22 protein-coding genes and 1 pseudogene are annotated in these 24,604 nt (G+C 44.3%); 11 read left to right on the forward strand and 12 right to left on the reverse strand.

Annotated elements, in window-relative coordinates:
- Positions 1-39: 39 nt before the first annotated feature.
- From AAGG74_RS09045 to AAGG74_RS09060, 4 genes are all read right to left on the reverse strand, one after another.
- On the reverse strand, positions 40-2,928 hold the full coding sequence (locus AAGG74_RS09045; RefSeq protein ID WP_429675155.1) for an ATP-binding protein: 2,889 nt from the start codon (positions 2,926-2,928) through the stop codon (positions 40-42).
- Between the two features lie 12 nt (positions 2,929-2,940).
- Complete coding sequence (locus AAGG74_RS09050) at positions 2,941-4,167, reverse strand: metallophosphoesterase family protein (RefSeq protein ID WP_429675156.1); 1,227 nt, start codon at positions 4,165-4,167, stop codon at positions 2,941-2,943.
- A 104-nt stretch (positions 4,168-4,271) separates the two neighbouring features.
- Positions 4,272-5,531 (reverse strand): ABC transporter permease, encoded by a 1,260-nt coding sequence (locus AAGG74_RS09055; protein ID WP_162102078.1) that lies wholly within the window; start codon positions 5,529-5,531, stop codon positions 4,272-4,274.
- Positions 5,524-6,420 carry an ABC transporter ATP-binding protein gene (locus tag AAGG74_RS09060; protein WP_162102079.1) on the reverse strand — a complete coding sequence of 299 codons (897 nt, stop codon included), beginning with the start codon at positions 6,418-6,420 and terminating at the stop codon, positions 5,524-5,526. The genes AAGG74_RS09055 and AAGG74_RS09060 overlap by 8 nt, the downstream gene beginning before the upstream one ends.
- A 126-nt stretch (positions 6,421-6,546) precedes the next feature.
- Between AAGG74_RS09060 and AAGG74_RS09065 the strand changes: the two genes are divergently transcribed.
- Positions 6,547-6,732: a YhzD family protein gene (locus AAGG74_RS09065; protein WP_429675157.1), complete on the forward strand. Its 186-nt coding sequence runs from the start codon at positions 6,547-6,549 to the stop codon at positions 6,730-6,732.
- 20 nt (positions 6,733-6,752) lie between these two features.
- Here the strand turns inward: AAGG74_RS09065 and AAGG74_RS09070 are convergent, their stop codons facing one another.
- The gene (locus AAGG74_RS09070; protein WP_429675158.1) at positions 6,753-7,520 is read right to left on the reverse strand and encodes an enoyl-CoA hydratase; all 768 of its coding nucleotides are present in this window, start codon (positions 7,518-7,520) and stop codon (positions 6,753-6,755) included.
- A gap of 164 nt (positions 7,521-7,684) precedes the next feature.
- Between AAGG74_RS09070 and AAGG74_RS09075 the strand changes: the two are divergent.
- The 3 genes and pseudogenes from AAGG74_RS09075 (at position 7,685) to khtU (ending at position 9,808) form a co-directional block, all read left to right on the forward strand.
- A pseudogene (locus AAGG74_RS09075) lies at positions 7,685-8,024 on the forward strand (hypothetical protein).
- Positions 8,025-8,085: 61 nt separating this feature from the next.
- Positions 8,086-8,583, forward strand: a complete 498-nt coding sequence (khtT, locus tag AAGG74_RS09080) for a K(+)/H(+) antiporter subunit KhtT (protein ID WP_429675159.1) — start codon at positions 8,086-8,088, stop codon at positions 8,581-8,583.
- Between the two features lie 7 nt (positions 8,584-8,590).
- Complete coding sequence (gene khtU / locus AAGG74_RS09085) at positions 8,591-9,808, forward strand: K(+)/H(+) antiporter subunit KhtU (RefSeq protein ID WP_429675253.1); 1,218 nt, start codon at positions 8,591-8,593, stop codon at positions 9,806-9,808.
- Between the two features lie 18 nt (positions 9,809-9,826).
- Here the strand turns inward: khtU and AAGG74_RS09090 are convergent, their stop codons facing one another.
- Both AAGG74_RS09090 and AAGG74_RS09095 read right to left on the reverse strand, forming a co-directional pair.
- Entirely contained in the window at positions 9,827-11,332 is a 1,506-nt protein-coding gene (locus tag AAGG74_RS09090) for a coproporphyrinogen III oxidase (RefSeq protein ID WP_429675160.1), read from the reverse strand.
- A 109-nt stretch (positions 11,333-11,441) separates the two neighbouring features.
- Positions 11,442-12,308, reverse strand: a complete 867-nt coding sequence (locus AAGG74_RS09095; protein WP_162102085.1) for a Cof-type HAD-IIB family hydrolase — start codon at positions 12,306-12,308, stop codon at positions 11,442-11,444.
- A 481-nt stretch (positions 12,309-12,789) separates the two neighbouring features.
- Between AAGG74_RS09095 and AAGG74_RS09100 the strand changes: the two genes are divergently transcribed.
- On the forward strand, positions 12,790-13,863 hold the full coding sequence (locus tag AAGG74_RS09100) for a DNA alkylation repair protein (protein WP_429675161.1): 1,074 nt from the start codon (positions 12,790-12,792) through the stop codon (positions 13,861-13,863).
- Positions 13,864-13,906: 43 nt separating this feature from the next.
- Here AAGG74_RS09100 and AAGG74_RS09105 read toward each other — a convergent pair whose 3' ends face one another.
- Positions 13,907-14,260, reverse strand: coding sequence for a YlbF/YmcA family competence regulator (locus AAGG74_RS09105; protein WP_162102087.1), 354 nt, complete (start codon positions 14,258-14,260; stop codon positions 13,907-13,909).
- Between the two features lie 92 nt (positions 14,261-14,352).
- Positions 14,353-15,486 carry a DUF445 domain-containing protein gene (locus tag AAGG74_RS09110; protein ID WP_429675162.1) on the reverse strand — a complete coding sequence of 378 codons (1,134 nt, stop codon included), beginning with the start codon at positions 15,484-15,486 and terminating at the stop codon, positions 14,353-14,355.
- Between the two features lie 266 nt (positions 15,487-15,752).
- On the opposite strand from AAGG74_RS09110, the gene spaC reads away from it, so the two are divergent.
- The 5 genes from spaC (at position 15,753) to AAGG74_RS09135 (ending at position 19,733) form a co-directional block, all read left to right on the forward strand.
- Positions 15,753-16,844, forward strand: a complete 1,092-nt coding sequence (spaC, locus tag AAGG74_RS09115; RefSeq protein WP_162102089.1) for a spore coat associated protein SpaC — start codon at positions 15,753-15,755, stop codon at positions 16,842-16,844.
- A complete protein-coding gene (locus AAGG74_RS09120; RefSeq protein ID WP_429675163.1) occupies positions 16,834-18,195 on the forward strand; it encodes a YheC/YheD family endospore coat-associated protein in 1,362 nt (453 codons plus the stop codon). The genes spaC and AAGG74_RS09120 overlap by 11 nt, the downstream gene beginning before the upstream one ends.
- 446 nt (positions 18,196-18,641) lie before the next feature.
- Positions 18,642-18,845 (forward strand): beta type acid-soluble spore protein SspB, encoded by a 204-nt coding sequence (sspB, locus tag AAGG74_RS09125; protein WP_003224226.1) that lies wholly within the window; start codon positions 18,642-18,644, stop codon positions 18,843-18,845.
- Between the two features lie 103 nt (positions 18,846-18,948).
- Positions 18,949-19,074: a hypothetical protein gene (locus tag AAGG74_RS09130; RefSeq protein ID WP_162102091.1), complete on the forward strand. Its 126-nt coding sequence runs from the start codon at positions 18,949-18,951 to the stop codon at positions 19,072-19,074.
- A 38-nt stretch (positions 19,075-19,112) separates the two neighbouring features.
- Positions 19,113-19,733, forward strand: coding sequence for an NAD(P)-dependent oxidoreductase (locus tag AAGG74_RS09135; protein ID WP_225494223.1), 621 nt, complete (start codon positions 19,113-19,115; stop codon positions 19,731-19,733).
- Positions 19,734-19,778: 45 nt separating this feature from the next.
- Here the strand turns inward: AAGG74_RS09135 and bmrD are convergent, their stop codons facing one another.
- The 3 genes from bmrD to AAGG74_RS09150 form a co-directional block, all read right to left on the reverse strand.
- Entirely contained in the window at positions 19,779-21,800 is a 2,022-nt protein-coding gene (gene bmrD, locus AAGG74_RS09140) for a multidrug resistance ABC transporter ATP-binding protein/permease BmrD (RefSeq protein WP_429675164.1), read from the reverse strand.
- Positions 21,797-23,554, reverse strand: coding sequence for a multidrug ABC transporter ATP-binding protein BmrC (gene bmrC, locus AAGG74_RS09145; RefSeq protein ID WP_429675165.1), 1,758 nt, complete (start codon positions 23,552-23,554; stop codon positions 21,797-21,799). Before bmrC ends, bmrD begins: the two co-directional genes overlap by 4 nt.
- Before the next feature lie 126 nt (positions 23,555-23,680).
- The gene (locus tag AAGG74_RS09150; RefSeq protein ID WP_429675166.1) at positions 23,681-23,860 is read right to left on the reverse strand and encodes a hypothetical protein; all 180 of its coding nucleotides are present in this window, start codon (positions 23,858-23,860) and stop codon (positions 23,681-23,683) included.
- A 141-nt stretch (positions 23,861-24,001) separates the two neighbouring features.
- Here AAGG74_RS09150 and AAGG74_RS09155 point away from each other — a divergent pair, with 141 nt between their 5' ends.
- Positions 24,002-24,502, forward strand: coding sequence for a universal stress protein (locus AAGG74_RS09155; RefSeq protein ID WP_162102096.1), 501 nt, complete (start codon positions 24,002-24,004; stop codon positions 24,500-24,502).
- The last annotated feature ends 102 nt before the right edge of the window (positions 24,503-24,604 follow it).

The raw sequence follows: 24,604 nt of genomic DNA on the forward strand, positions 1-24,604 counted from the left end.
CAGTATATCACATACCGATTGACAGCTATAGAATCTCTTTTATGACACCAAATGAATGATTTGGCTGCTTTGAAATACATCTTTCACATGGTCATGGCATGTGAAATACAGAATTTGTCGTCCGCCTTCGGATAAATGATCAAGGGCTTCTAGTGCACGTTTGAGCCTTGCCTGGTCAAAATGAACAAAGCTGTCGTCAAGCTGAAACGGAAGTTTTGCCCCATCCTGACGTGTAACGGCTAGAGCAAATCGAATCGCTGTATACAGCTGCTCACACGTTCCTTGTGACAGCTCTTCGGCATGATAAACAGTACCATTAGAGTGCATGACCATAATAGAGTCATCTGTTTCGGAAAAATATATCGTCTTGTAGCTTCCGTCAGTCAGCGGGCGGAAAAATTCTCCGGCTGTCTCCAGAAGGCGCGGAAGCTCGACTTTTTTATGCCGCTCCAGTTTGTTTCGGATCACTTGTTTGATCATTTGGATCGAGGCCCACTTTTTCGTAGTTTCTTTTACACGCTCTTTTTGCATTTCTGTTTGAAGCTTCAGATCTGAGACCGATCCCGAGCCCTCTAATTGTTCCTGTTTGACGAGAAGCAATGCGATTTTGCTCCGAAGCTCTTGGATCTCCTCAGTCAGCCGCTCTTTTCTTTCATTCTCAACGAATTGTTTGTTTTTCAATTTAGAAAGCGTATGGGAATCCGCCAGTTCAAGCTCCTCCGGGTTCCCGCCTTGAAGCTGTGCGTTTATGTGATATAGCTGGTTCTCCGTATCTTTCAATTGTCTGCTGACGTCGGCAATGGCGCAAAATTCATTTCTATCTTTTGCAGCCGTCTCGGCAAACAGCCGTTCAATCTGTTCTTTAAAATACTGGATTTCCTGCTCCAGCTCCAGCATCTGTTTCTTTGTATATTGAACATCTGTGGCAATTTCCTTCTTTTGCTTCTCCATTTCTTTTTCACGTTCCAAGTTTTTCTGCAATATATGAAGGGCGTCCGAGATAGATATGTTCTGACCCTCACTCGGAGGATGAAGCATGCTGACGCGTTCTTCAAATGTTCTCCGATGCTTTTTCAGCCTGCCCGCTTCAATAGTCAGCTCATGCGTTTTCTTCACGTCTTTTTTGACATCCTTCATTAAGCTGTATGCATCAAGCAAAAAAGACGGATCTTCCTTGAATCCGAGCTCCTTCATAAAATGCTCGATCCGTGTTAAAGACGGAGCCATATCGGTTTCCCACTGTTCAAACTGCTGGATGACCCTTTCATACGCCGCCTCTTTTTGTTGAAGTACTGCACGCTGGGCGAGAAGATGCTGTTTATTGCGGTCATCCTCCCATAACGCTTCTCGAAGCGCTTCAGCTTCCGCTGGAGAAATATCCGTCATTGGCTCTCTTGTCTCCCGGCTGTTTCGAAAAGACGGCGCTTTTTTCCCTGATATAAGCCAATAGACAATAAGAGCGGCAGCAACACTTATAGCGGGGATCCATTGCCGCAGCAGCATAAAGAGAACGATGAACAACATACCAGCTGCCATAACCGTTTTTTTCTGTTTCGCCTGCTGCCGCTCAAAAAATTTCAGTTGCTCTCTCAGCTTCGCTTGTTCCTGATGCTGCCCCTGTGCTTCATCATATGCTTTAAGTGCCGCTTCTTTATCGTTTCTATCGCTGGTTTCAAGGATGGCGGACGAAGCGGAATGAACGGTCTTTTCTGCAGCTTCCAGCTCTTGTCTGGCAAGTTCAAATGACTCATCTAACTGCCGTTTTCTGTCTCTTGCCTGTACGTATTGCTGCACCGCCTGCTGCAACTGCCATTCATAGTCATATGACATGTTCATATTCAAAAGCTCATTTTCATCCGTTTTATTGAGCTGTTCCAGTCCTGCCGATGCCTGTTCAGATGACTGGCGCAACTGCGCTTGAATAGCAGCCAGCTGTTCTCCCCAAGATTGGTACATATGAAACGATGCTGAAAGCTCTTGTATCAGTGTTTCTTTTGCCAAAATTTCTTTATTGGGAGTAAGTTTTTGCATCTGCTTGTCCAGCTCCGCCTTCTTTACTCGAAGCGCCTCCAGCTGTGCTGCTTTCGGATGGAGGTGAGATTCATATTTTTCCAGCTGATGCAGTCCGTCAGCTGGAAATTGTCCCGCCTGTTCCGGATATTGTGCCATCGCCTGTTTAAGCGCCGCTTTTTCATGCAGTAGCGGCTTCAGCTCAATTGCTCCCTCAATCATTCGGATATGCCCTGCCGCCTCTTTCAATTCAGTTTCCGCGGCGGCAAGACGGGCTTCGAATATTCTTTTTTCTTCAAGAAGCTGATGATAGCCCGCTTCCTCTGTCTCGGCCTGTTTCAGCTTTGCTGTCAGCCGCTTAAGTGTTTCCAGTTCTTGGTTTAATTCCGGGTTTCGCCCGTTTGGTTTATAGAGCCGCTCGCTTTCCTTGGTCAGCCGTGAATCAAGCTTAGATACCGCCTCAGCGCCAAACAAGCTGGAAAACAGCAAAAATTCACCGATCTTGTCCCGGTTAAAAGCGTGAATTTCCTGCAGCCCAAATACGTCAAACGAATAAATGGCTTTGTACAGCGCCCTGTCTGTGCTCTTGAATAGCTGCTTTAAAAAATCTCCCTGCTTTACTTCGCCTTTTTCTGTGTACACTCTCAGCTTTTCGACAGTTCCTTTCGTCCGTTCGATCTTCAGAACCCCATACTCAGGATGTTCAGCTTCAAGAATACCGCCGTATACACCGCCTGTTTTCGGTTCATATTTTTTCGTTTTCGGAAAACCGAACAGCATGCTTTCAATAAATGACATCATCGTTGTTTTTCCTGCCTCATTTAATCCGTAGATTAATTGGACAGGCGAGGCGGAAAAGTGAAAGGTCCGATTGGAAAATTTCCCGTATTGGTAGATATGTAAAGATGTAATTCGCAAAGCTTCACCGCCTCATGTTTCAAGCACCTTAAGCTGTCTTTTCAATAAAATCTGTGCCTGGTCTTTGATTTCCTGCAACTCATCTTGGCTAAAACGGTCCACATGCCTTCTATATACAGCATGCCGTTCAAGCCCTTCCAGCACGCCTGACAGGTCGCCGCGATCAATGTCCGCAAACAAACCGCCAAAAAAAGGATCAAGATTTGTTAGGTTTTCTTCATGTTCTGTTTCATCGTCCAATGAAAGCGGCCAAACGAAGTGTTCCTCCTCCGCCTCTTGCTCCTGTAAAGCTTCGAGAAGCTCGTTCAAAGTGCCTTTCGGCGCCTTCAGCAGCCATTCCGGCGCCGTTCCTTGTAACACCAGTCGTACACAAACGGGGCTTCCCTTTTTCCGCAGCTTCGAAAACGTGTCCTCAGCCATTTGAAAAAGAGCGGTCATATTGTTGGCCTCTGTCACATCAACTGCCGTTTTTTCCCACAGAATATCATGCGCTTTCTGAAATTCATAAGAAATGTCTTCATTAGCCACACGAATGAGATAAAAGCCTTTATCCCCCGTCTCCTTCATATGACGCGCTTGCGTGTTCCCCGGATAGATGACTGCCGGGTGCTTGGCAGAAAGAACCTGGCGTTTATGGATATGGCCAAGCGCCCAATAGTCCATTCCGCTTTTCACGAGATCGTCATGTGTAAAAGGGCAATATGGATCGTGCCCTTCAGATCCTGAAAGCGTGCCGTGAAGCATTCCAATATGAAAAGGCGCGTCAGTCGATTTCCGATAGCTGGCAGCTTTGTTTTCCGTTACAGCTCTGGCCTGATAGCTGAAGCCGTAAATGCTTGCTAAACGTTTCCCTGCCTTATAATACGATTTTTCTTCAGGAACAGCGGACGAAAAAATATGGACATTCTCAGGCCATTCAATCGGCGTCCATTCGCCGCCAAGATGATCGTGGTTCCCAAAGATCACATAAACTAATATCCCGCACTCTCTGAGTCTTTCAAACTGCTTTTTTAAAAAGAGCTGTGCCTTTAAACTTCGATTGGCTTCATCAAATAGATCTCCCGCCAGCAAAATGAAATCAACATTTTCTCTCATTGCGGCATCTATGATATGTCTCACGCTTGCAAACGTGCTTTCTTTAATTCGGGCAAAAATTGGCTCCGGCAAATGTGATATCCCGTAAAACGGGCTGTCAAGATGCAGATCTGCCGCATGAATAAAGGTTAGATCAGTCAACATTCTGCTCCTTTCCGGGATGGAGTACCCTTATTTTAGCACCGAATTCTTGCGAATGCACGTTCTGTCAATAAAAAACAGCCTGAGAATTCTCAGGCTGTTTTCGATTAGTTTTTCGCTAAGCGAAGTGCTTGTTTGATTGCTTTGAACGCGCTTGAGTTGCCGTAAACCAACACACCGCCTTTGTAAATTCTGGCGCCAATGACAGCCAGGATAGCAATGGTGAGCAGTGTGATTCCGATACCGACAGCTGCCTGCCAGAATGGAATATCAAGCATACCGACGCGCAGAAACATAATCATCGGCGTAAAGAACGGGATAAACGAAGTGATTGTAATAAATCCTGAATCAGGCGCATTCAATCCGAACATCGCGATCATAAAACCGGCGACAACCAATAATGTCATCGGTGTGATCGTTTGCTGCACATCTTCTATTCTTGAGACGACACTGCCGAGGAACGCGGCGAGTGTCGCGTATAAAAAGTATCCAAGCAAAAAGAAAATCACAGCATAGACGACAGTTGTAGCGGAAACGTTGGTTAAATCCAGGAATCCGCCGACAGAGGAAGCTGTTTCACTCGTTTTGTTCAGCTTTAGTGACAGCGAGCCGGCGGCTATGATAACAGCAAGCTGTGTCATTCCGACAAGCCCGATGCCAAGCAGCTTTGCAAACATTTGCTGGATCGGCGGCATGCTTGAGATCAGGATTTCCATGACACGCGACGATTTCTCGGTTGCGACTTCCATCGCAATCATGCTGGCGTACATAATTACTGAGAAATAAATGACAAACAGCATAATATAAACAAGTCCAACCGTCTGGCCAAGCTCTTCCTCAGACTTCGCTCCCTCCTTTAACGCCTCCTGTCCGACTGTAACAGGCGCATAAAGGCTGCTGATTGTTTCCTGCGAAACACCGAGTTCAGCCGTTCCGACAGCCGTTTTGGTTTGCGTCAATGCCTGCTGCAGCGTTTGATATGTGCTTTCATCAGAAATCGTTAACGCTTTATATGTTCCTGAAATGGTTCCTTTTTCATCTCGTTTGATGATAAGCATGCCATCAAGCGCTTCATCTTTGACTTGTTTTGCGACCTTATCCGCCGATTGCTTGGTCTGCTTCACATCAAGATCGCCATCTGTATCCACCGCTTTCAGCTGCTTCGAGAAAATCGGATATAATTCGTTCGTTTCATCAATAACGGCGATTTTTTCTTTCGCATCATCACCTTGAAACATAGAAATAATCGACTCCAGATTTGTTACAGCTAATACAAGCAGCAACGTGATGACAGTCGAAATAATAAATGATTTTGCCATAATCTTATTTTTATATGTATGAGAAAGCATGATCCAAAATTTATTCATAGACGGCCCCCACCTTTTCTATAAAAATATCATGCAGTGATGGCTCTTCAAGCTCAAACTTTCTAATAAACCCTTTTCCCTGAAGCATAGCAAAGATCTCTTGAGACATGTCTTCATTTGCGATCTGCAGCTTGACGCCGTCGGCTGTTTCCTTCCATTGGAGAATACCTTCATGAGACTGCAAAAAACGCAGATCATCGTCGGAATGGATGGTCACATTCTTTTTCCCGAAGGAACGCTTTATCTCTTTCAGCCTGCCTTGCACAACCGGCTTTCCTTTCTGCAGTATGCAAAGGTTCTCACACAGCTCCTCCACATGTTCCATTCGATGGCTGGAAAATAAAATAGAAACGCCGCTGTTTTTCAAAGAAATCACAGCCTCTTTTAACAGCTCAACATTGACAGGGTCCAAGCCGCTGAACGGTTCATCAAGAATCAGCAGCTCCGGCTTATGCAAAACGGCCGAAATGAATTGGATTTTCTGCTGATTTCCCTTCGAAAGCTCTTCCACCTTCTTATTCTCGTAATCTGTTATATTGAAGCGTTCAAGCCATATGCCGAGCTCTTTTGCAGCCTCCCGCTTCTCCATTCCTTTTAATCTGGCAAGATAGACAAGCTGATCCTTTACCTTCATTTTCGGATAAAGTCCCCGCTCCTCCGGCAAATAACCAATTTTATTGCTAATACTATAATTCACAGGACGGCCCTTCCATGTGATTGAGCCCTCCGTCATGCTTAATAAGCCAAGGATCATGCGAAACGTTGTCGTTTTTCCTGCTCCGTTTGCGCCTAAAAGTCCGAACATTTGCTGTTCCGGAATGTCTAAGTCTAATCCATCAACGGCTTTAAAATCTCCGAATCTCTTTGTTACGTGATCAATCTTAAGCACTGAATCTCCTCCTTCCCTGACCCATTATATACTAATTTTGGGTCAAACATAATAAAGGATTTTGATTTCGTGTTTAGAATATAAATGAAGAAGACTGATAAACCTTGAAAATGGAGGAGACACCTGATGGCTGATTATTTCCTTACAGCTTTTGATCCTTCGGGGAAAACATTGGTAAATGAACGTTTTGAGGCGAAAAGTGAAGAAGAGGCAAAAACACATGGTGAAGCTCTGTTAAAAGAAAAAGAGCTCCACATTCATACCCATCGTTTAGTCAATGCAGCCGGAAAGCTGATTTTGTTTCACAGATAATCAGCTTTCCGGCTGATCTGTCACGCCTGGAACTTCGGCTCCCGTTTTTCTAAAAAGGCGCGAATGCCTTCTCGGTGATCTTTAGTTCTTCTCATTTTCTCTTGGGCGACTCGCTCAAGAGAGAGCACCTTTTTCAGTTCATCAAGCTGAAGGCTTTGAAAGATGGATTTCGTTTCGAGCATCGCCAAAAGAGGTGAAGACAAAAGGGTTTCGATAAATGGTCTTGCGCCTTCTGCGGGGTCTCCGGCAAACGTCCCATCCAAGAGGCCCATATCGGCGGCTTCCGCTGCGGAAAGTTTTTTCCCGCTCCAAATCAGCTTTTTCGCTTTCACTTCTCCAATTCTTTTTTTCAGCAAATAATGCCCTCCTCCGTCCGGAACAAGGCCGATACCGATAAAATTCATCGTAAGAACGGCATTTTTTTCCGCGAGCACAATATCAGCGCAAAGCGCCAAACTCAGTCCTAGCCCCGCGGCAGCGCCGTGAATAGCAGCAATTGTCACTTTCTTCATCTGATATAGCGCCAAAGTGACGGCTTCAATCGTATCCATCAGCTGATTAAATTGCTCATGGTCATGCTCTGACGTCATCATTCGGATATCGCCGCCGGCTGAGAAGCCTTTTCCGCTCCCTCTCAGGAAAACGATGAGCGCCTCACTTGCAGCTGCCTTTTCAATCGCCTCTTTCAGTTCTAACAGCATCTGTTCATTCAAGGCATGATGGGCATCAGGGCGATTCAGAATAATTTCCGCAATGGTTCCATTTACTTCATACTTTATAAACTCCATATGATACACCCCCATGTATACGCTTACTTTTGTCTTTCACATATACATTCCCTGTTATCCCCCCATAAACCTTTTTATTTTTCAAGGTCAATAGATACTGAAAAACGCATATTGTTTGAATAGAAACATAAAGTTATATATAGTGAAAAAGAAGGGATATCAGAATGAGAAGGGAGGAGAGGAAGCATGGATAAATGGCTGATTAGTTTTCTGTTAAGTTTATTTATGGTGTACTTTCCGCCTTCGGACGTGGTTCTGCCTTCCCAGTTTGAAGCAAGCACTGACAGCTATGTGCCCATGTCCTCATATCCGCAGGAAACACAATCGGCCAAAACGCCTTCACCCGGCAGTCTGTACCCGGCAGAGCTGGTCAAAGAGTACAGTCCGCTGGCTCAGTCTGTCAGGCAGCTGTCTGTCAAGCCTCTTGACGAACCGCTGATGAACAGGCTGGAAAAGGTTTGTGCCGTCCCTATCAAATACCAGTCCAATTACCTCCGAATATAAATGCTCAACTATTATTTATAATCCACCCCACTTGCCAACACTACATTCGGAGGGATTTTCATTGAATATTAAAGAAAATGATTTGCCGGGAATCGGCAAAAAATTTGAAATCGAAACGAGAAGTCATGAAAAAATGACGATTATCATTCATGATGACGGAAGAAGAGAAATTTACCGGTTTAATGATCAAGACCCTGATGAGCTTCTTTCCAATATCTCGTTGGATGATTCTGAAGCAAGACAAATTGCCGCTATTCTAGGCGGCATGGTCTATAAACCGCAAGCGCTGGAGTCCATCGAAATGGCTTTCAGCGACCTCATTATTGAATGGTTTAAGGTTGAAAAAGGCGCCAAATCAATCGGCCGCACCCTCGGGGAGCTTGATGTCCGCCAGAACTACGATGTTACTGTCATCGCCATCATCAAGCACACCCAGGAAAAGCTTCTGAACCCCGGAGCCGATTCGGTTATTGAAGAAAACGACACACTTGTCCTCTCAGGTGAGAGAAAGCATCTGAAGAAGCTGATTCATGATTTTCTTTCTGGAGAGGGCGTGTGAGCGGCCAATGGATCATCTCGTATTCGAAGTCGGTACAGCGCTTGTGCTCGTGGCGATTGCCAGCGTAATCGCCAATAAAATAAAATTTTCGATTATTCCGTTTTTGATTGTGCTGGGCATGCTGGTTGGGCCGCATGCGCCAAAATTAGGGATTATTGATCTTACATTTATAGAAAGCAGTGAAATCATCGAGTTTTTCGGGCGGATGGGCGTCCTGTTCCTCCTCTTCTATCTTGGACTCGAATTCTCCGTCGGCAAGTTGATCAAATCTGGAAAATCAATCGCGATCGGCGGAACCATTTATATCTTGATTAATTTCAGCCTCGGAATGCTTTATGGGTTTATCACTGGATTTTCCTTTCTGGAAGTCCTCGTCCTCGCAGGTGTCATTACGATCTCGTCAAGCGCGATTGTTGCAAAAGTGCTTGTTGATTTAAAAAGAACCGCTAATCCGGAAACCGAGCTGATTCTCGGCATCATCATGTTTGAGGATATTTTCCTCGCTGTGTATTTGTCCGTTGTTTCCGGTCTTGTGTTAGGTGATGCGACATCAGTCGGGAGTGCGCTCTTATCCATTTTGATCGCCTTCGGTTATATGTTGCTGTTTTTTATCGCTGCCAGAAAGCTTCCGCCGCTATTAAATAAGCTGTTGGACATTCGCTCAAATGAAGTGTTTATTATCGTCATTTTCGCCACGCTCTTTTTTATCGCCGGTTTTTCAGAGACGATCCATGTAGCGGAAGCGATCGGCGCGCTGCTGCTCGGTTTGGTTTTTTCAGAAACAGAGCATTCCGATCGGATTGAGCACCTTGTCGTGCCGTTTCGCGACTTCTTCGGCGCGATGTTTTTTTTCAGCTTCGGCCTCAGCATCGACCCATTTTCACTAGGTGAAGCGGTTTGGCTTGCGTTGGGAGCAGTGATGTTAACCATTCTCGGAAACTTTATCGCCGGAATGGTTGCCGGACGGCGCTCAGGGCTTTCTCATAAAGCTTCATCGAATATCGGCCTGACGATCGTATCACGGGGAGAGTTTTCAATTATCGTCGCGAATCTCGGCATAGCCGGCGGACTGTCAGCCACATTAAAACCGTTCGCCGCATTATATGTCCTCATTCTGGCGATTTTGGGACCGCTTTTAACAAAAGAATCAAAACGAATATACCGCATGCTGAACAAGATATTTAAATGGAAGCCCGATCGTCAGCCTGCAAGAAAAAAAGAATGAAAAAAAGCAGCACTGTGGTCAGTGCTGCTTTAGCGTTTTCTCAAAAATCCGCTCTAAATATTGGATTTTTTCATCCGTATAGTGCTCAAAACGCTCATTGTATGACTTTGGATCTTTCGGATTGGCAAAGTGTGTGATTTTCCCTGTATCCCGGTCAATAAATTTACTTGCCGCGCCGCAGCCGATGCCGATAATCGTCTGCACCTCTTCCATAATCATGATATTGTAGATGCTTTCTTGTCCCGGCAAAGAGTAGCCGACGTTTTCAAGGTTTCCAAGAATGTTTTTCTGGCGGTATAAATAATAAGGCACATACCCATGCTCCTTCGTCCAAACCACCGCGTCATCCATCATTCGGGAAACCTCTTCCCTGCCGGCGACTTTGTACTTATGCTTGTTTCTCGTCATTTCTGACGCTCGTTTAAAGGAAAGCGTATGAACGGTAAGAGATTCCGGCATCAGCTTTTCCGTTTCTGAAAGGCTGTGTCTGAACTCTCTCACGCCTTCTCCAGGCAAACCTATAATCAGGTCCATATTAATATTATTCATGCCGTGCCGGCGTGACAGATGATATTTCTCAATGGTCTCTTCAACCGTATGATGCCGCCCGATCGCCTTTAATGTTTCATTTTCATAGGATTGCGGATTAATGCTGATCCGGTCAATGTCATATTTATTTAAAACGGCGAGTTTTTCTTCTGTAATCGTGTCAGGGCGCCCTGCCTCCACCGTAATCTCACGAATGTGTTTTACATCCGGAAAAGAACGGACCATTTCTTCATACAGCAGATCCATTTCTTCCGCTGTAATACTTGTCGGCGTCCCGCCGCCAAAGTAAATGGTTGTCACCTTAACATTATGCGCCTTCAGCCATTCACCGATTTTCTGCATTTCGTAATGCAGCCCCCATAAAAATGAGCCGACTCTGCCTGCCTGCCCCTGAATGGCGTACGCAGGGAATGTGCAATACGCGCACTTTGTCGGGCAGAACGGAATGCCGATATAAATGCTGACTTCATCCTTTACTTGGTACAAATCCGGCACTGCCGCCAGCTGCCGATCAACAATTTCCTGCATTAACTCAATTTTCTCATCATGAATTAAATAATCTTTTTTCAATTCAGCATGCGCTTGCTCCTTCGGCATTCCGCTTTGCAGCTTTTTATGAAGGAGCTTTGTCGGCCGGATTCCTGTCAGGATTCCCCACTTTTGCACGATGCCCGTGTGTGCCTGAAGAAGATTCAGATACACATAAGAAATCGTATTCTTCACTTGCTTAAAAGCTTCTTTTTCATCTATTCCGGGTGAAAAAGATTTTGTATGGTTTTCCTTTATGCCGGTTCCCTTCACTTCTCCCGAAACCGTCACATGCTCATCTGTTTGTGAGCAGTCTAAAGAAATGACAACCTCTGCGGGCTCCTCTCCGCCGTAAACAATCTTGCACTCTTCATAAAACAAATTCGCAATATTTTGCAAAGGCCGATGCAGACGGTCATCATTGATGCCTTCTATTTTAATTTGCAACTTTATCACCTAATTTATCAGATTCAAAACTTTCTTTAGTGTACAGAAATAACCCATTAAAATCAATCGGCAAAAAGCCGCCGCACCTGTCAGGGTGCGAGCGGCTTTTTTACACACGTTTCATGTGGAACTTATCAAGAAATCCTTTTCTCTGCTGCATTCGGAAATATTCTTTCATCATATAAGCGACACCTTGCTCGTCATTGGACCTTGTAACCCAATCGGCTTTTCTTTTAATCTCCGGAGCGGCGTTCCCCATCGCTACGCCAAGGCCGGCAAGCTCAATCATCGGGAGATCGTCATATTGATGTCCGATAGCCACAACATGATCCATGGTCAGTCCAAGCTCTGAAGCGACGAGGGCGAGACCTGCTTCTTTTGATACACCTTTCGGAACAATATTCAGTTTCTCATCGTTTACGTAAATGACGTCAACCGCAGGGAAAGCTTTCGTAATTGTTTCTGTGATGTCATGCTGAATATCATGCTCTGTGCACACTTCGATGACAGGTGCGCTCACCGGCTCATCCATGAGAAGGTCGCTTAATGATTCAACAAACTGGACTGGATAAAAAATCGGATCAGACGGATGAATGAGGGCTTTCCCCAGTAAATTGGAATTCACCTTTTTCTTGTTTCCAATAGAATACTTCTCGTGAAGAAGCCGAATATTGCATTGATAGCTCTCCAGCACTTGAACAATGTTAAAAGTATGATCGTCAGAAATTCGTTTTTCAAAATACGGGGAGTCTATTTTCTCAGCAATGTATGCCCCGCTGTGGGTGATCAGCTTGGCATCAAGCTTGAGTGATTTCGCTATTTTCTGTGCGGAACGAAAATGGCGGTTGGTCACGAGTGTGACGTAAATCCCTTTTTTCTTCACATATTCAATCGCGTCCTTTGTCGCCTGATGAATTTTCCCGTTCGACCGAAGCAGCGCTCCATCTATATTTAAGGCAAGCAATTGTTTTGACACAGAGAAGTCCCCCTCCTTGATGACTGTACTTGTGTATAGAATATGACCCTGTCTCTGTGTTTAGAACAACCTTTTCTGGAAAGCAAAAAAGCCTGGCTCAGCAGACTTTATCGATGGCTTGATGATAGGATACGATCGAAGCAGCCATTCTCCCACATATCGTTATTTCGATTTACGAAAAATCATGTATAAAGACCCCTTGTTTGACCGTTGACGCGCTCCGAACACTTACTCTCTGTTGCTTATCCCCTCTATATAGCGGCATGATATGCGATCGTATCCAATGAAAACAGGTAAGTGTAGGCGCTTTCAATGCCATTATCTCAGTTTTTCTTGCTGATGACAAGGGTTTTTTTAACTAAAAAAATTGACAAATCATGTATACTAAGGCAGGACTTGTTGTTGTTTTTTGGAAATAACCGCTTGATGCAGAACATACATTCCTATATGATATAAATAACAAACGAAAAGCGGTGATCAGATGGCTGATTTAAAAGATATATACAATGAAAAAATGATATCTCGATTAGTACTCCATATCAAGACATCTTATCCTGACTTTAACCAAGACAGGTTCAAAGAACAATTGCTGCGGGATGATTGGCCTGAACTTGCTTTAAAAGAGCGGATGCGCCGAATAACAGTCTCCTTATACGGAACACTGCCGACACATTACGGTGAAGCGCTTGCCATTTTACAGGATGCAGCTCCTCATTTTAACGGACTAAACGGCATCCTATTCCCTGATTATGTGGAACAATACGGATTAGCTCATTGGGAAGAATCCGTAAAAGCATTGGAATATTTCACGCAATACTCCACCGCAGAATTTGCTGTGAGACCCTTTTTGCTTTTAGATCAAGAAAAAATGATTGCACAATTGCTTCAATGGTCCCAGCATGAAAATGAACACGTGAGAAGACTTGCGAGCGAAGGAAGCAGACCCCGCCTGCCATGGGGAAAATCGATACCCGCTTTGAAAACGGACCCTTCCCCTGTTCTGCCGATCCTTGGGAAGCTGATGCAGGACGAGTCCTTATATGTAAGAAAAAGCGTAGCCAACAATCTTAATGACATATCAAAAACGCATCCTCATTTGCTAGAAAAAATCGCGGATCAATGGTACGGAACACATCCCTATTCTGATTGGATCATCAAACACGCCTATCGGACTTTATTAAAAAAGGGAGATAAACAGGCGTTAGCGCTTTTCGGTTATAAAAATGCTGATTCGATCCAACTGCATGATTTCTCATGCCAATCAAACCGCATAGCCATTGGCGAAAGCCTTGAATTTTCTTTCTATATTCATTCGGACAGTGATCAAAAAGTAAGAATTGAATATGCAATTGATTTTGTAAAAGCAAGAGGCCAGCGTCATCGAAAAGTATTTAAAATAACAGAAACAAATATACGAAGAAACGAAACAAAATCGTACACAAAAATTCAATCCTTTAAGGACCTCACGACCAGAAAACATTACAAAGGGATTCATACATTATCAGTGATCATCAATGGAGAGACAAAAGACTCTTTGGATTTCCAAGTTTGCTGAATAATAAAAAATCCCTTCTTTTCCAAGAAGGGATTTTTGCTGGTTAGCCTTCAACACTGCCGTACAGTTCTTCTAAAGGCTTCATAATGATTTTATTCAATTCACCGATCAGCACGCTCATGCGCTGCTCCGCTTCCATCAGCTGAGAAATTGTTTCGTGCTGCTGGACAAGTGCAACTGTTTTTTGGGCCTGAGTCACTTCTTCTTGTGTAATCTCTTCTCCCGCCATTTGTTTTTGCTGGAGTCTAAGCTGCACATCGCGGAAGTTTTCAAACATGCGTTTTGCAGATTCATCTGCATTTACTTCATCATAAAGGTTTTTTAAACGGGTGAACTCCTCGCTCCCGCGTAATGCATTTTCCAGATCATACGCTACATCATAAAAATTAACAGCCATTGTAAATAGCTCCTTTCATTGTTGCCGTTTGACATACCACTCCACTATAACAAACTATGGAGCTGCTTTCATTAACCAGAACTCATCTCTTCTTAAAAAAGGACGACAAACAACGCTTGAATTACACCTATAATTCCGCCGAGAAGGCCTCCCAAATAGGTAATCATTTTAAATTCTTTTTTTGAAATGGACAGCACCATCTCTTCAAGACGCTGCACCGGGAATTGATCCACCTGCTCCTTGACGATTTCCTCTAGGCGCATCCGTTTTAAGACACTTTCTAGATTAGCAGAAACCCCTTCAAGCAATTTGTCTAACAGTGCCGGCAACATTTTCCCGGTCAGCTCAGATTCATAGCGGACGAAAAGCGCGCCAATCGTATTGTCGAAGAAAGGCGCAGTCGAAAATGTTCGCAGCACGCTTCGTTTCAAGCTGAAAATGAGCGCTTTTGCATTCCATTTTTCGTCTGCTTCATTAAACGTATACTCTCTTAGCTTGCCCCATTCGTTTTTTAGGAGATCAGAAAGCAATTGATTTGTTTCTTCATTCCGCAAAAACTTCAGCAGCTCCGGCAGCACGCGGTCCGCAAGGCTTGAATTGCCGAGAAACATCTGCACCATGCTTCCAAGCATGCCGCGTTCTTTTAAAAAGCCGTCAATCATATTCGCAAGACGGGCTTTCCCTTCATCACTCTCAAAATAACTGACACTGCGTGACAATATATATTCTGAGATCATCGGGATTTTTTCTCCTATCTTTTCCTGCACTTCTAAAGGCAACAGCTCTTTTAACGATTGGTGCTCGTATTGGAGGAAAAGCTCGTTCAGCTTATCATCCGTCCAGCGGCTGATCCATGCGTCTGTCGCTTCATCAGGACGTTTCACCCCAGCTTTTTCAAGCGCGTCTTTTACTGTCATTTCAGAAAGCGACAGCTTTTGAATCAGCTGTTCCCCGACTTGAAGAGCCTGCGTTTTTGCTGCATCAGAGACAAGCCGCTTTTTTATGCCTTCAGGGGTTAAGAGATGATTAACAACCATCAGTCCCATTTGTTTTGCCAGTTCATCCCGCCTTCTCGGAATCAGCCCTGGCGTAAAAGGGACTCGTTTCCCAAACAAATAGTACGCCTTATAAGGCCTAAATAGCATTTGAATGGCTAAATGATTGGTCACCGCGCCAATGGCGGCACCGATCACGATCATAAAAATAAAGGTTCCTGCAATACCCATTCCTATTCATCTTCCTCCATCTGTGCTTCAGCTTTTTTCATATTGTTGATGTATCTATTCATATTATAGAGGCTCATGCAATCACATAGCAAACGAGGAGACAAATTTCCGTTATTAGAAAATCAGCTTGTTCTTTTGGAATAGTGCAAGGTGAAGAATCGTATTCTGTAAAGTAGAATACCGTCAGCTGCGTTCATCCTGAATGTATTTAGCGTAAAGCTGCTGACACCCGCCGGCAGCTTTTGAATAAAAGGGGGAGTCTCACCATGATAACACTTGGTTTTATGTCCTTATCCCGCCAGCACGAAGCGGACTATTCCGCAGAGCTGGCCAAGAGAGCACCCGAATTTGGCATACTTTTCGTTCGGTTTACACCGTTTGATATTTCTCCAGAGACCTTGCGTGTCAAAGCATCGGTTTATCATTCGGCCAGCAGAACATGGAATGAAACTGAAATGGCGATTCCAGATTATATTTATGACCGCTGTTTTTACGGCAAGGATTCTCAATCTCAAAAAGCAAAACCAATCGTTGAGTGGCTTAAAAAATATCCGAAAACGGAATTTATCGGGCTAGGTCTTCCCGATAAGTGGACCGTTCTTCATGATCTGCAGCAGAATGCTGTGATCAATCCTTATATTCCCGAAACGATGAAGGTAAGCCAATATGAACAAATTCACTCCTTCTTATCCAAAGAAAAAGCCTGCATCCTAAAACCCGCGTTCGGCGCCGGAGGCAGAGGCGTGATTCTATTGGAGCTGGGCAAGAAAAACATAACCGCTACGTATCACATCGGAAAAGATAAGCAGACCAAAACCTTTTCCAAACAGGCTTCTTTTAAAACATGGTGCAAAAAAGTGCTTCAGCACCAATATTTGCTTCAGCCTTACTTAAATATTCAAGATAAGGAGCAATATCCATGTGATATCCGCCTGTTCATGGAAAAAACCGAAGCTGGTGAATGGAATACGGTCGGAAAGGCAGTGAGACGCGGCTACAAACACGGGTTGCTGGCCAACCTGTCTGGCGGGTCTGATGCACTGACATTTGATTCTTGGTTTGAAGATATACCGAAAAAACAGCAGGTTGTCTTGCTGGATGACGTATTTTCGATTACCCAGTCGGTTCCATATTATCTTGACGAGCGCTACGGGCCGCTGTTTGAACTTGGCCTTGACATCTGCCTTGCAAAGGACGGTAGAATTTGGATCATGGATATCAATTCCAAACCGGGCAGAAAGTCAATCCTGCGGGTTTCTCCCGAGCAAAAAGAACAGCTGTACACATGTCCTTTAAAACGATGCCAATATCTATCTTCTGAACAAAGCCAGAAGGGAGTTCTTCCGCGTGAATGGTAAACGGTTTTTGATCGGCATAGACAAAAACAGTGAAAATACCCTGTTTCTGCCCTCTTCGCTGAAGCGAAACGGACTTTTACATGCCGCGTTCGGGACGAAGGTTGTCAGATGCCACATTTCCTATAGAAAGCACCTTGAACAAACCGTGCTTCTCTCTGAAAATCTATTTCATGAGCTTTTGCTTCCCCACAGAAGCAGAGCTGACATTCTGATTCATGATCATACAGTGCATATCGGACCGTTAATCGGCATCTTTACAGCAGGGTTTACCGTATCTCTTGAACGCCCTTTTAAGGATCGTTCTCTCTTTTTTTCTAAGCTCGTGACGTTACATGAGCAAGCTGGAGGCTACTGCTTCGTTTTTGGTGCTCACCAAATCAATTGGGAGGAAGGCACAATTGAGGGGCTCCTCTACAGGGAAAACGGCTGGGAGAAAAAAATCGTCCCGCTGCCAAACGTCGTTTATGACCGTTTGCCAAATCGGAAAATTGAAGATTCACTTCTTTTACAACATACAAAAAAGAGACTGATCGATGAATATCAAATTCCATGGTTTAATAAAACGTTTTTTAATAAATGGAGTGTTCATCAACTGCTTGAACAAGACCCAAGAACAGCCCCTTTTTTGCCGACATCCAAGCTGATACCATCTGAGGAGCGGATTAATGAGCTCTGCAATGTATACAAAAAAGTTTATATCAAACCGGCAAACGGAGCACTCGGTACCGGCATTTATCAGCTGACAAAAACAGACGACGGCCTGACGGTGAAACATACAAATGACGCCAAAACGTTTTCTTCAATCGATTATTCCGATGCCGCCGCGTTTCTGGCAGAATTTCAAAAACAGCACGACCCGTCTGACTTTCTCATCCAGCAAGGTGTTGATCTCATCGAATTTCAAGGCAAACCGGCGGATTTTCGTGTCCACACGAATAAAAACAGAAAAGGGAAATGGACGGTCACAGCCATAGCCGTAAAAATTTCCGGAGAAAACAGCATTACCACACATCTTTCTAATGGCGGCATTGTAAAAACACTTGCAGAAGTATACGATGATCCTGCTGAAAGAGTTGAAGTCATTAAAAAGCTATCTGCTGCGGCACTGACGGCAAGTCATGTGCTTCACGATCATATCGAAGGGTTTATTGGGGAAATCGGTTTTGATTTTGGTATTGATCATAACGGAAAGGTATGGATGTTTGAAGCCAATTCACGTCCGGGCCGCAGTATTTTTTCCCATCCACATTTGTATCATGTTGATTCTCTGACAAAACGAAGAAGCTTTGAATACGCGTCATATCTATCCGAGAAGGCAATCACCTCACATGATGCGCTGTGGCCTTCGTGACCTGTCCCGCTTTTTTGATAAAGCGGGTTTGCTTTTGTGATGTTTTAGCAGTAATACAATAAACATCATTCGTTATATTCAGGTCATTTGATATCAATTTCTAAGGATCGCGGCCGTAATGGTTTCTCATTTCATCTGGAAATCCTTTACCGAAAATTTCATTTTATGATTGAATCGGGGATTTGTTTCTCGCTGACGAGCCTGCCCTTACAAATGAAATACATTTTACATATTTAGCTTAGCCTAAACGGCTATGCTTTTTTTATGCCTTTTCAAGATTTACCACTTCATTCTCTGCATGAGTTTCAGGCCACTTTAACATAATACTAGTAACAAGCCGGCAAGCATTGGGTTACGCCGAGACGGCAGTGACACCCGAGACGGGTCCACAGACTGGTGCAACTCCAGTTAACCCAACCATACTAAACAAAAAGGAGATATGACACATGGCTAACCAAAACTCTTCAAACGACTTACTAGTCCCTGGTGCAGCTCAGGCTATCGATCAAATGAAACTTGAAATTGCTTCTGAATTCGGTGTTAACCTTGGAGCAGAGACAACTTCTCGTGCTAACGGTTCTGTCGGAGGAGAAATCACAAAACGTTTAGTATCTTTCGCGCAGCAGCAAATGGGCGGCAGAGTTCAATAACAATTCAATATATGGCTATAGAGAGCGCGGTTTCCGCGCTCTCTTTATGTTGTCACCCTTTTCCCTGCCCCACATATTCTAGAAAAAAAGGGAGGGAATAAAGGTGGCATTCATCCACTTTGTGAATTGGGAGCTGATTCAGTTCGTAAGTATATCCGTGATTCATGAATATGTTTCCCATCGTGCTGTCTATTTGTACAGATATTCTTTTCCGCGCTGTTCAAATTGAGGCCACCCTTTTATAATAAGGGGCGAGGAGGTTTTTTGATGAAAATCGCTTTATTTGGAGCCAGCGGCCGTGTCGGACAAGCCTTTTTAAAACAAGCTGCCGCAAATGGACAATTTACTATTTTTGCGCTGGTCAGATCTCATCATACCGAGCTTCCCCTTCCAAAAGATCAAGTCATCATGGGGAATGCGCGCCGCGTGGAAGATGTAAAAAAAATTGTAAAGGATGCTGACATCGTGATCAGCTGTCTCGGCACAGATGGTGATGATACCCTGTCTGCAGCTATCGCAAATATACTGGACATTATGAAGGAACAGCAGATCAAACGGCTTATTACAATCGGTACCGCTGGCATTCTTAATTCTCGATATGAACCAAGAAAGTACCGGTTTGAAACAAATGAATCAAAACGAAAAAAGACCCGCGCAGCCAAAGAGCATGCAAAAGTATACGAAATGCTAAAAGATTCCTCGTTAGACTGGACAATCATCTGTCCTACTTACCTGCCCGACGGAATAGCAAGCGGCGGTTATCGCGCACAGCGTGATGTATTACCTGAGGGCGGCACGAGCATTACGGTAGGTGATACTGCTGATTTCCTCTATCATGAACTTGTGACAGGAGAGTATATCGGCTGCCGCGTGGGACTGGCTTATTAATGACATAAAAACCCCAAAAACACGAATGTTTTGGGGTTTTGAACGTTACGCAATCGAAGGTTTCTGTCCCTTTTGCAGCTCATACATTTGATAATATTGGCCTTTGATCGCCATTAAGTCTTCATGGTTTCCCTTCTCAACAATTTCTCCTTTATCTAGGACCAAAATATGATCCGCATTTCTGATCGTTGAAAGCCGGTGAGCGATGACGAAGGTGGTGCGTCCTTGTTTAACGACATCAAGCGCCTTTTGGATCACAGCCTCTGTCTCTGTATCAATATGCGCCGTTGCTTCATCCAAAATCAAAATTGCGGGATCAAATGCCAAGGCTCTTGCGAAAGAAATTAATTGCCGCTCTCCAGATGACAGCGTGCTGCCTTTTTCAACAACAGGTTCATGGATGCCTTTCGGAAGCTTTTTCAGAAACGCTTCGGCACCGACTTGACGCAGTGCTTTTATCACGTCTTCTTCGTCCAATCTTTCATCATCAAGACTTACGTTAGATCCGATTGTGCCCGAGAATAGATACGGGTCCTGAAGCACAATACCCATATGGGATCTGAGTTCCTGTCTTGACATGTTGTAAATGCTTTTTCCATCAATTAGAATATCTCCTTTTTGCGCGTCATAAAAGCGAAACAGGAGATTCAAAATCGAGCTTTTTCCTGATCCGGTATGACCGACGAGCGCTACGGTTTCACCTTTTTGCGCAGTAAAGGAAATATGTTTTAATACCTCTTCTCCTTCTTGATAGGCAAATGACACATCTCGAAATTCAACCCGTCCCAGCGCGCGCTCCTTCGCCGGTTCACCCGCTTCTTCTGTATTCTTTTCTCCAAGCAATTCGAAAACACGCCCCGCAGAAACCCGCGCCAGCTCCAGCTTTGAAAACTGATTAACGATGCCTGTAATCGGCTGAAATAACCTGTTTAAATAATCGACAAACGCATACAGCACACCGACGGAAACAATCCCGGCCGCATTCAGACTTGCACCGCCAAAATGCCAGATCAGACTGACAAACGCAAGGTTCCGGATGACATTGACAAGATTATGGGACATTAAGGAGTTTAAATTCAGCATCCTGTTTTTAAAATAAAAATGAGACTCATTTAATTCCTCAAATTCTCTCATCGTCTCTTTTTGATGGCGGAACGCCTGTATAATCGGCATGCCTTGAATGGACTCGTTCATTTTTGCGTTAATATCACTGTTGATGGAACGGATTTTTTGATTGTAATAAGACGCGTATTTTCGATAGATGACCGACCATAGCCAGATAATCGGAACAATTGCCAGACACACAAATGCAAGCTTAACATCCAGCAGAAACAAGGCTGTGAATATTCCGATCATATAGATTCCGCTTGTCACAAATGTTGACAGCACTGTCACATATAAATCCCTGATGGCCTCCGTATCATTGGTAATCCGGGCAACTACTTTGCCGGCCGGGAGGTTGTCAAAATAGCGAATCGGCATTTTTTGTATGTGCGAAAACACGTCCTGCCTCATCTTTTGAATAATCCGATTGGCGCTCATTTGCAGCAAATAATGCTGTCCGTATTGAAAGAACACAGAAAAGATAAGCAAGCCCCCATACAGGAAGATGAGAAACATCATACCCTTTATTTCCGGCTGATAGAACCGGAAGAGCTCCTCTTTTGTCAGCTTTTCAGCAGCATATGTCTGGCTCTTGTCACCATTTGTGATCGTCAGCTTTCCGTCAGAAACTGTTCTGTTCCCATCAAAGCTGACAGCCTGATCAACAAAATAGAATGCCATTCCCACTTGATAAACATGCGCTTCTTTTTCTTGAGATACAGGCCCCTGTATACGATCTTCTCTAACATAAGAAGTGCCGTGAAACTGAACGGCGTTTTTATCGTTTTTCTCAGCTTCATACCATGTTTTCTCAATACCGAGGATATGGTCATCAATCATTTTCTTGCCGATAAACGGCCCTGTCAGTTCTGCCCCGACGGCGACCGCAAGCAATAGAACGGCAGTGATCAGCAACTTTCGATATAGGAGTGCATATCTCCATAACGTTTTTCCTGTTTTCATGCCCCCGCTCCCCCTTCTTCCGCAGTGAACAACTGTTGTCTTTCATATTGCTTTCGGTACCACCCGTTATTGGCCATTAGCTCTTGATGTGTGCCTCTCTCAGAAATCTCTCCTCCATCCATCACAAGGATCAGGTCGGCATGCTCTACCGCTGATAGACGGTGCGTCAAAATAAATGTTGTTTTTCCTTTACGGTTTTCTCTAATGTTCCGGATGATGGCCGCCTCTGTTTTGGCATCGACGGCAGAAAGCGAGTCATCCAGGATCAAAATGTCCGGATTCGCCATGAGCGCTCTCGCAATCGAAATTCTTTGTTTTTGCCCGCCGGACAGTGCCACGCCTTTTTCACCGACCATCGTCTCCAGACCGGCCGGAAGCATGTGCAAGTCTTTTTCAAAATGGGCTTCGGCAATAGCTTTCTGGACCTCTTCATCACTTGCACCCTGTTTTCCGTATAAAATATTTTCTTTTACAGTCCTTGAAAACAGCAAATGATCCTGCGGCACATATCCGATCCACCCGCGGAGCCGGTCAAGAGGGATTTGCTCAATCGGCACGCCTGAAAGTGTGATGCTTCCTTCACCAGCAGGATATTGGCGCAAAAGCTGCTTAATAATTGTCGTTTTTCCGCTTCCGGTTTTACCGGCAATACCGACAGTCTGCCCTTGTCGCACCGCAAACGAAACATCTTGAATATTGACGCTTGTCGAGCTTGGATATGTAAAGCTGACATGGCTGAAAATGATATCTCCAGACCCTTTCAGTTCAGCGGGCTGCTTCGGATCTTTGACGTCCGGCTCGTAAGAAAGAGTTTCATTTACCCGGTCCAATGATGCATTGCCACGCTGCATCACATTAATGAGTTCGCCGATAGCAAACATCGGCCAAATCATCATGCCGAGATAAACGTTAAAGGACACAAGCTCGCCCAGCGTCAGATCATTTCGGAACACAAGAAACGCTCCGTAACCGAGTCCGATCAGATAGCTGGCGCCGACAAGCAGCTTCATCGTTGGCTCAAACAGTGAATCAATAAACGCCACTTTCATATTTTTCTGATACACATCGGCGGTCATATTATGAAACCTGTGGACATCATTTGTTTCCTGAACATACGCGCGAATCACCCGTACGCCTGAAACAGATTCCAGCACTTTGTCATTCAGCGCCCCGAACGCATTTTGAGCCTCCGTAAACCGCTCGTGAATTTTACTTCCGTATAGACTGATGGCAATCGCCATAATAGGAAGCGGGATAATAGCGGCTAAGGTCAGCTTCCAGCTGATCAGAAACCCCATCGTCAAAAAGATCGTCATCATGTACATCGTAGAGTCGACTAATGTTAAGATGCCAAACCCCGTCGTTAAACTAACAGCCTGAAGATCATTCGTCCCTCGTGCCATTAAATCTCCTGTCCGGTTTTTTTCATAAAACGGCGGTGACATGGCCAGCAGGTGTCCCATTAGTTTCGTACGAAGGATTTTCTCCATCAGATTCGCTCCGCCGAACAGCTGGTGCATCCAAAAATAAGACATGATATACACGACAGCCGTCAGCACAAAAAAGATACCGATATAAAATAGCATCCCTTCCGCAGTAAACGTCCCCGATTTCATATCATCTATGGCATTCCCCAAGAGCTTAGGCGGAAACATTTCAATGATATTGACTCCCAATAAAAGCACAATCGCAATTGTATAGCGCAGCCAGTATGCTTTAAAAAACCAGCCTAGCTTTTTCAATACTGAAAACATCAATCCCCATCTCCTTTATCTCCATCAGCCGCCTTCTATTTTTCCCTTGCAGCTTTTTTCATTTCGTTTTGCACGAGCTGTCCTTGCCCCTGTATTTGTCTTCACATCCCATACACCTGTCTTTCTTTACATTTTGTATATAAAAAAGACACGAAGCGTCAGCTCCATGCCTTTTGTAACAGATATGTATGCACAGCGCTTTTCAAGCGCAGCTAAAGTTAAAAAACTTTCAATCAAACAGAACATAGGGTTTGCCGCGCCAATATGAAACTGTTTGATAAACACACAAATTCCTTGGCATAGCAAACCCTCCTTCCAGTTACATTTCATCTTTTTTTATCATATAAACAAATCCTTTTTTTGTCAATCATTACTTGAATAGGAAAAGGTTAATTATACACGAATGCGGGTATTGTGTTGTAAGACGCTTTTGAAAGGGTGAGAATGATGTTTCATGCTGACCGTATCATCGTTGCGTTTGACGGAAGTGAAAATAGCAAAAAAGCGCTGCAGACAGCTATCGATCTTGCTAAGACCGTAAATGCTGATATTACCGTCGCCCATTCACATGATAGGAAGGACAATCAGACCATCATCGACCCTCCCAGACCCGCAGCAGGGGCAACCTATATTGGCGGAGGCGTGACAAGTATTCCTGATCCGCTTGTATCAGATGTCGCACCCCCTGAGCCAATGATCTATGAAGACCGTACAGAAGAAATCATCGCAGAAGCCCGAATGATGCTGAATGACCAGCAGACAGATGGAGATATTGATATATTAGAAGGCGATCCGGCTGAATCAATTATCGAGCATGCAAACCGCATTTCTGCCGATATGATCGTAACCGGAAGCAGAGACCAGAACAAGCTGAAAAAGCTGATATTCGGGAGTGTAAGCGAAAAGCTTTCATCGAAATCAGATATACCCGTATTGATTGTAAAGTGAGCACGCTTTGTGCTCGCTTTTTTAAATTCATAATTGTGAAAAAACATAGTTTTTCATTTTTTTCTGTTATAATGCTTTCGTGCCCAAAAGCACAAAAGCATT

This window comes from Bacillus mexicanus, assembly GCF_050445615.1.
Classification (GTDB): Bacteria; Bacillota; Bacilli; order Bacillales; family Bacillaceae; genus Bacillus; species Bacillus mexicanus.

What these genes read in the sequence shown, in the direction of transcription:
- AAGG74_RS09105 (WP_162102087.1), bottom strand. Translation starts at nt 14,260, where the DNA reads ATGGCTGTTAATTTTTATGATGTAGCGTATGATCTGGAAAATGCATTA.
- AAGG74_RS09050 (WP_429675156.1), bottom strand. Translation starts at nt 4,167, where the DNA reads ATGTTGACTGATCTAACCTTTATTCATGCGGCAGATCTGCATCTTGAC.
- AAGG74_RS09135 (WP_225494223.1), top strand. Translation starts at nt 19,113, where the DNA reads ATGAAAATCGCTTTATTTGGAGCCAGCGGCCGTGTCGGACAAGCCTTT.
- AAGG74_RS09065 (WP_429675157.1), top strand. Translation starts at nt 6,547, where the DNA reads ATGGCTGATTATTTCCTTACAGCTTTTGATCCTTCGGGGAAAACATTG.
- AAGG74_RS09070 (WP_429675158.1), bottom strand. Translation starts at nt 7,520, where the DNA reads ATGGAGTTTATAAAGTATGAAGTAAATGGAACCATTGCGGAAATTATT.
- bmrC (WP_429675165.1), bottom strand. Translation starts at nt 23,554, where the DNA reads ATGTTTTCAGTATTGAAAAAGCTAGGCTGGTTTTTTAAAGCATACTGG.
- AAGG74_RS09055 (WP_162102078.1), bottom strand. Translation starts at nt 5,531, where the DNA reads ATGAATAAATTTTGGATCATGCTTTCTCATACATATAAAAATAAGATT.
- khtU (WP_429675253.1), top strand. Translation starts at nt 8,591, where the DNA reads ATGGATCATCTCGTATTCGAAGTCGGTACAGCGCTTGTGCTCGTGGCG.
- sspB (WP_003224226.1), top strand. Translation starts at nt 18,642, where the DNA reads ATGGCTAACCAAAACTCTTCAAACGACTTACTAGTCCCTGGTGCAGCT.
- spaC (WP_162102089.1), top strand. Translation starts at nt 15,753, where the DNA reads ATGATAACACTTGGTTTTATGTCCTTATCCCGCCAGCACGAAGCGGAC.
- AAGG74_RS09110 (WP_429675162.1), bottom strand. Translation starts at nt 15,486, where the DNA reads ATGGGTATTGCAGGAACCTTTATTTTTATGATCGTGATCGGTGCCGCC.
- bmrD (WP_429675164.1), bottom strand. Translation starts at nt 21,800, where the DNA reads ATGAAAACAGGAAAAACGTTATGGAGATATGCACTCCTATATCGAAAG.
- AAGG74_RS09155 (WP_162102096.1), top strand. Translation starts at nt 24,002, where the DNA reads ATGTTTCATGCTGACCGTATCATCGTTGCGTTTGACGGAAGTGAAAAT.
- AAGG74_RS09100 (WP_429675161.1), top strand. Translation starts at nt 12,790, where the DNA reads ATGGCTGATTTAAAAGATATATACAATGAAAAAATGATATCTCGATTA.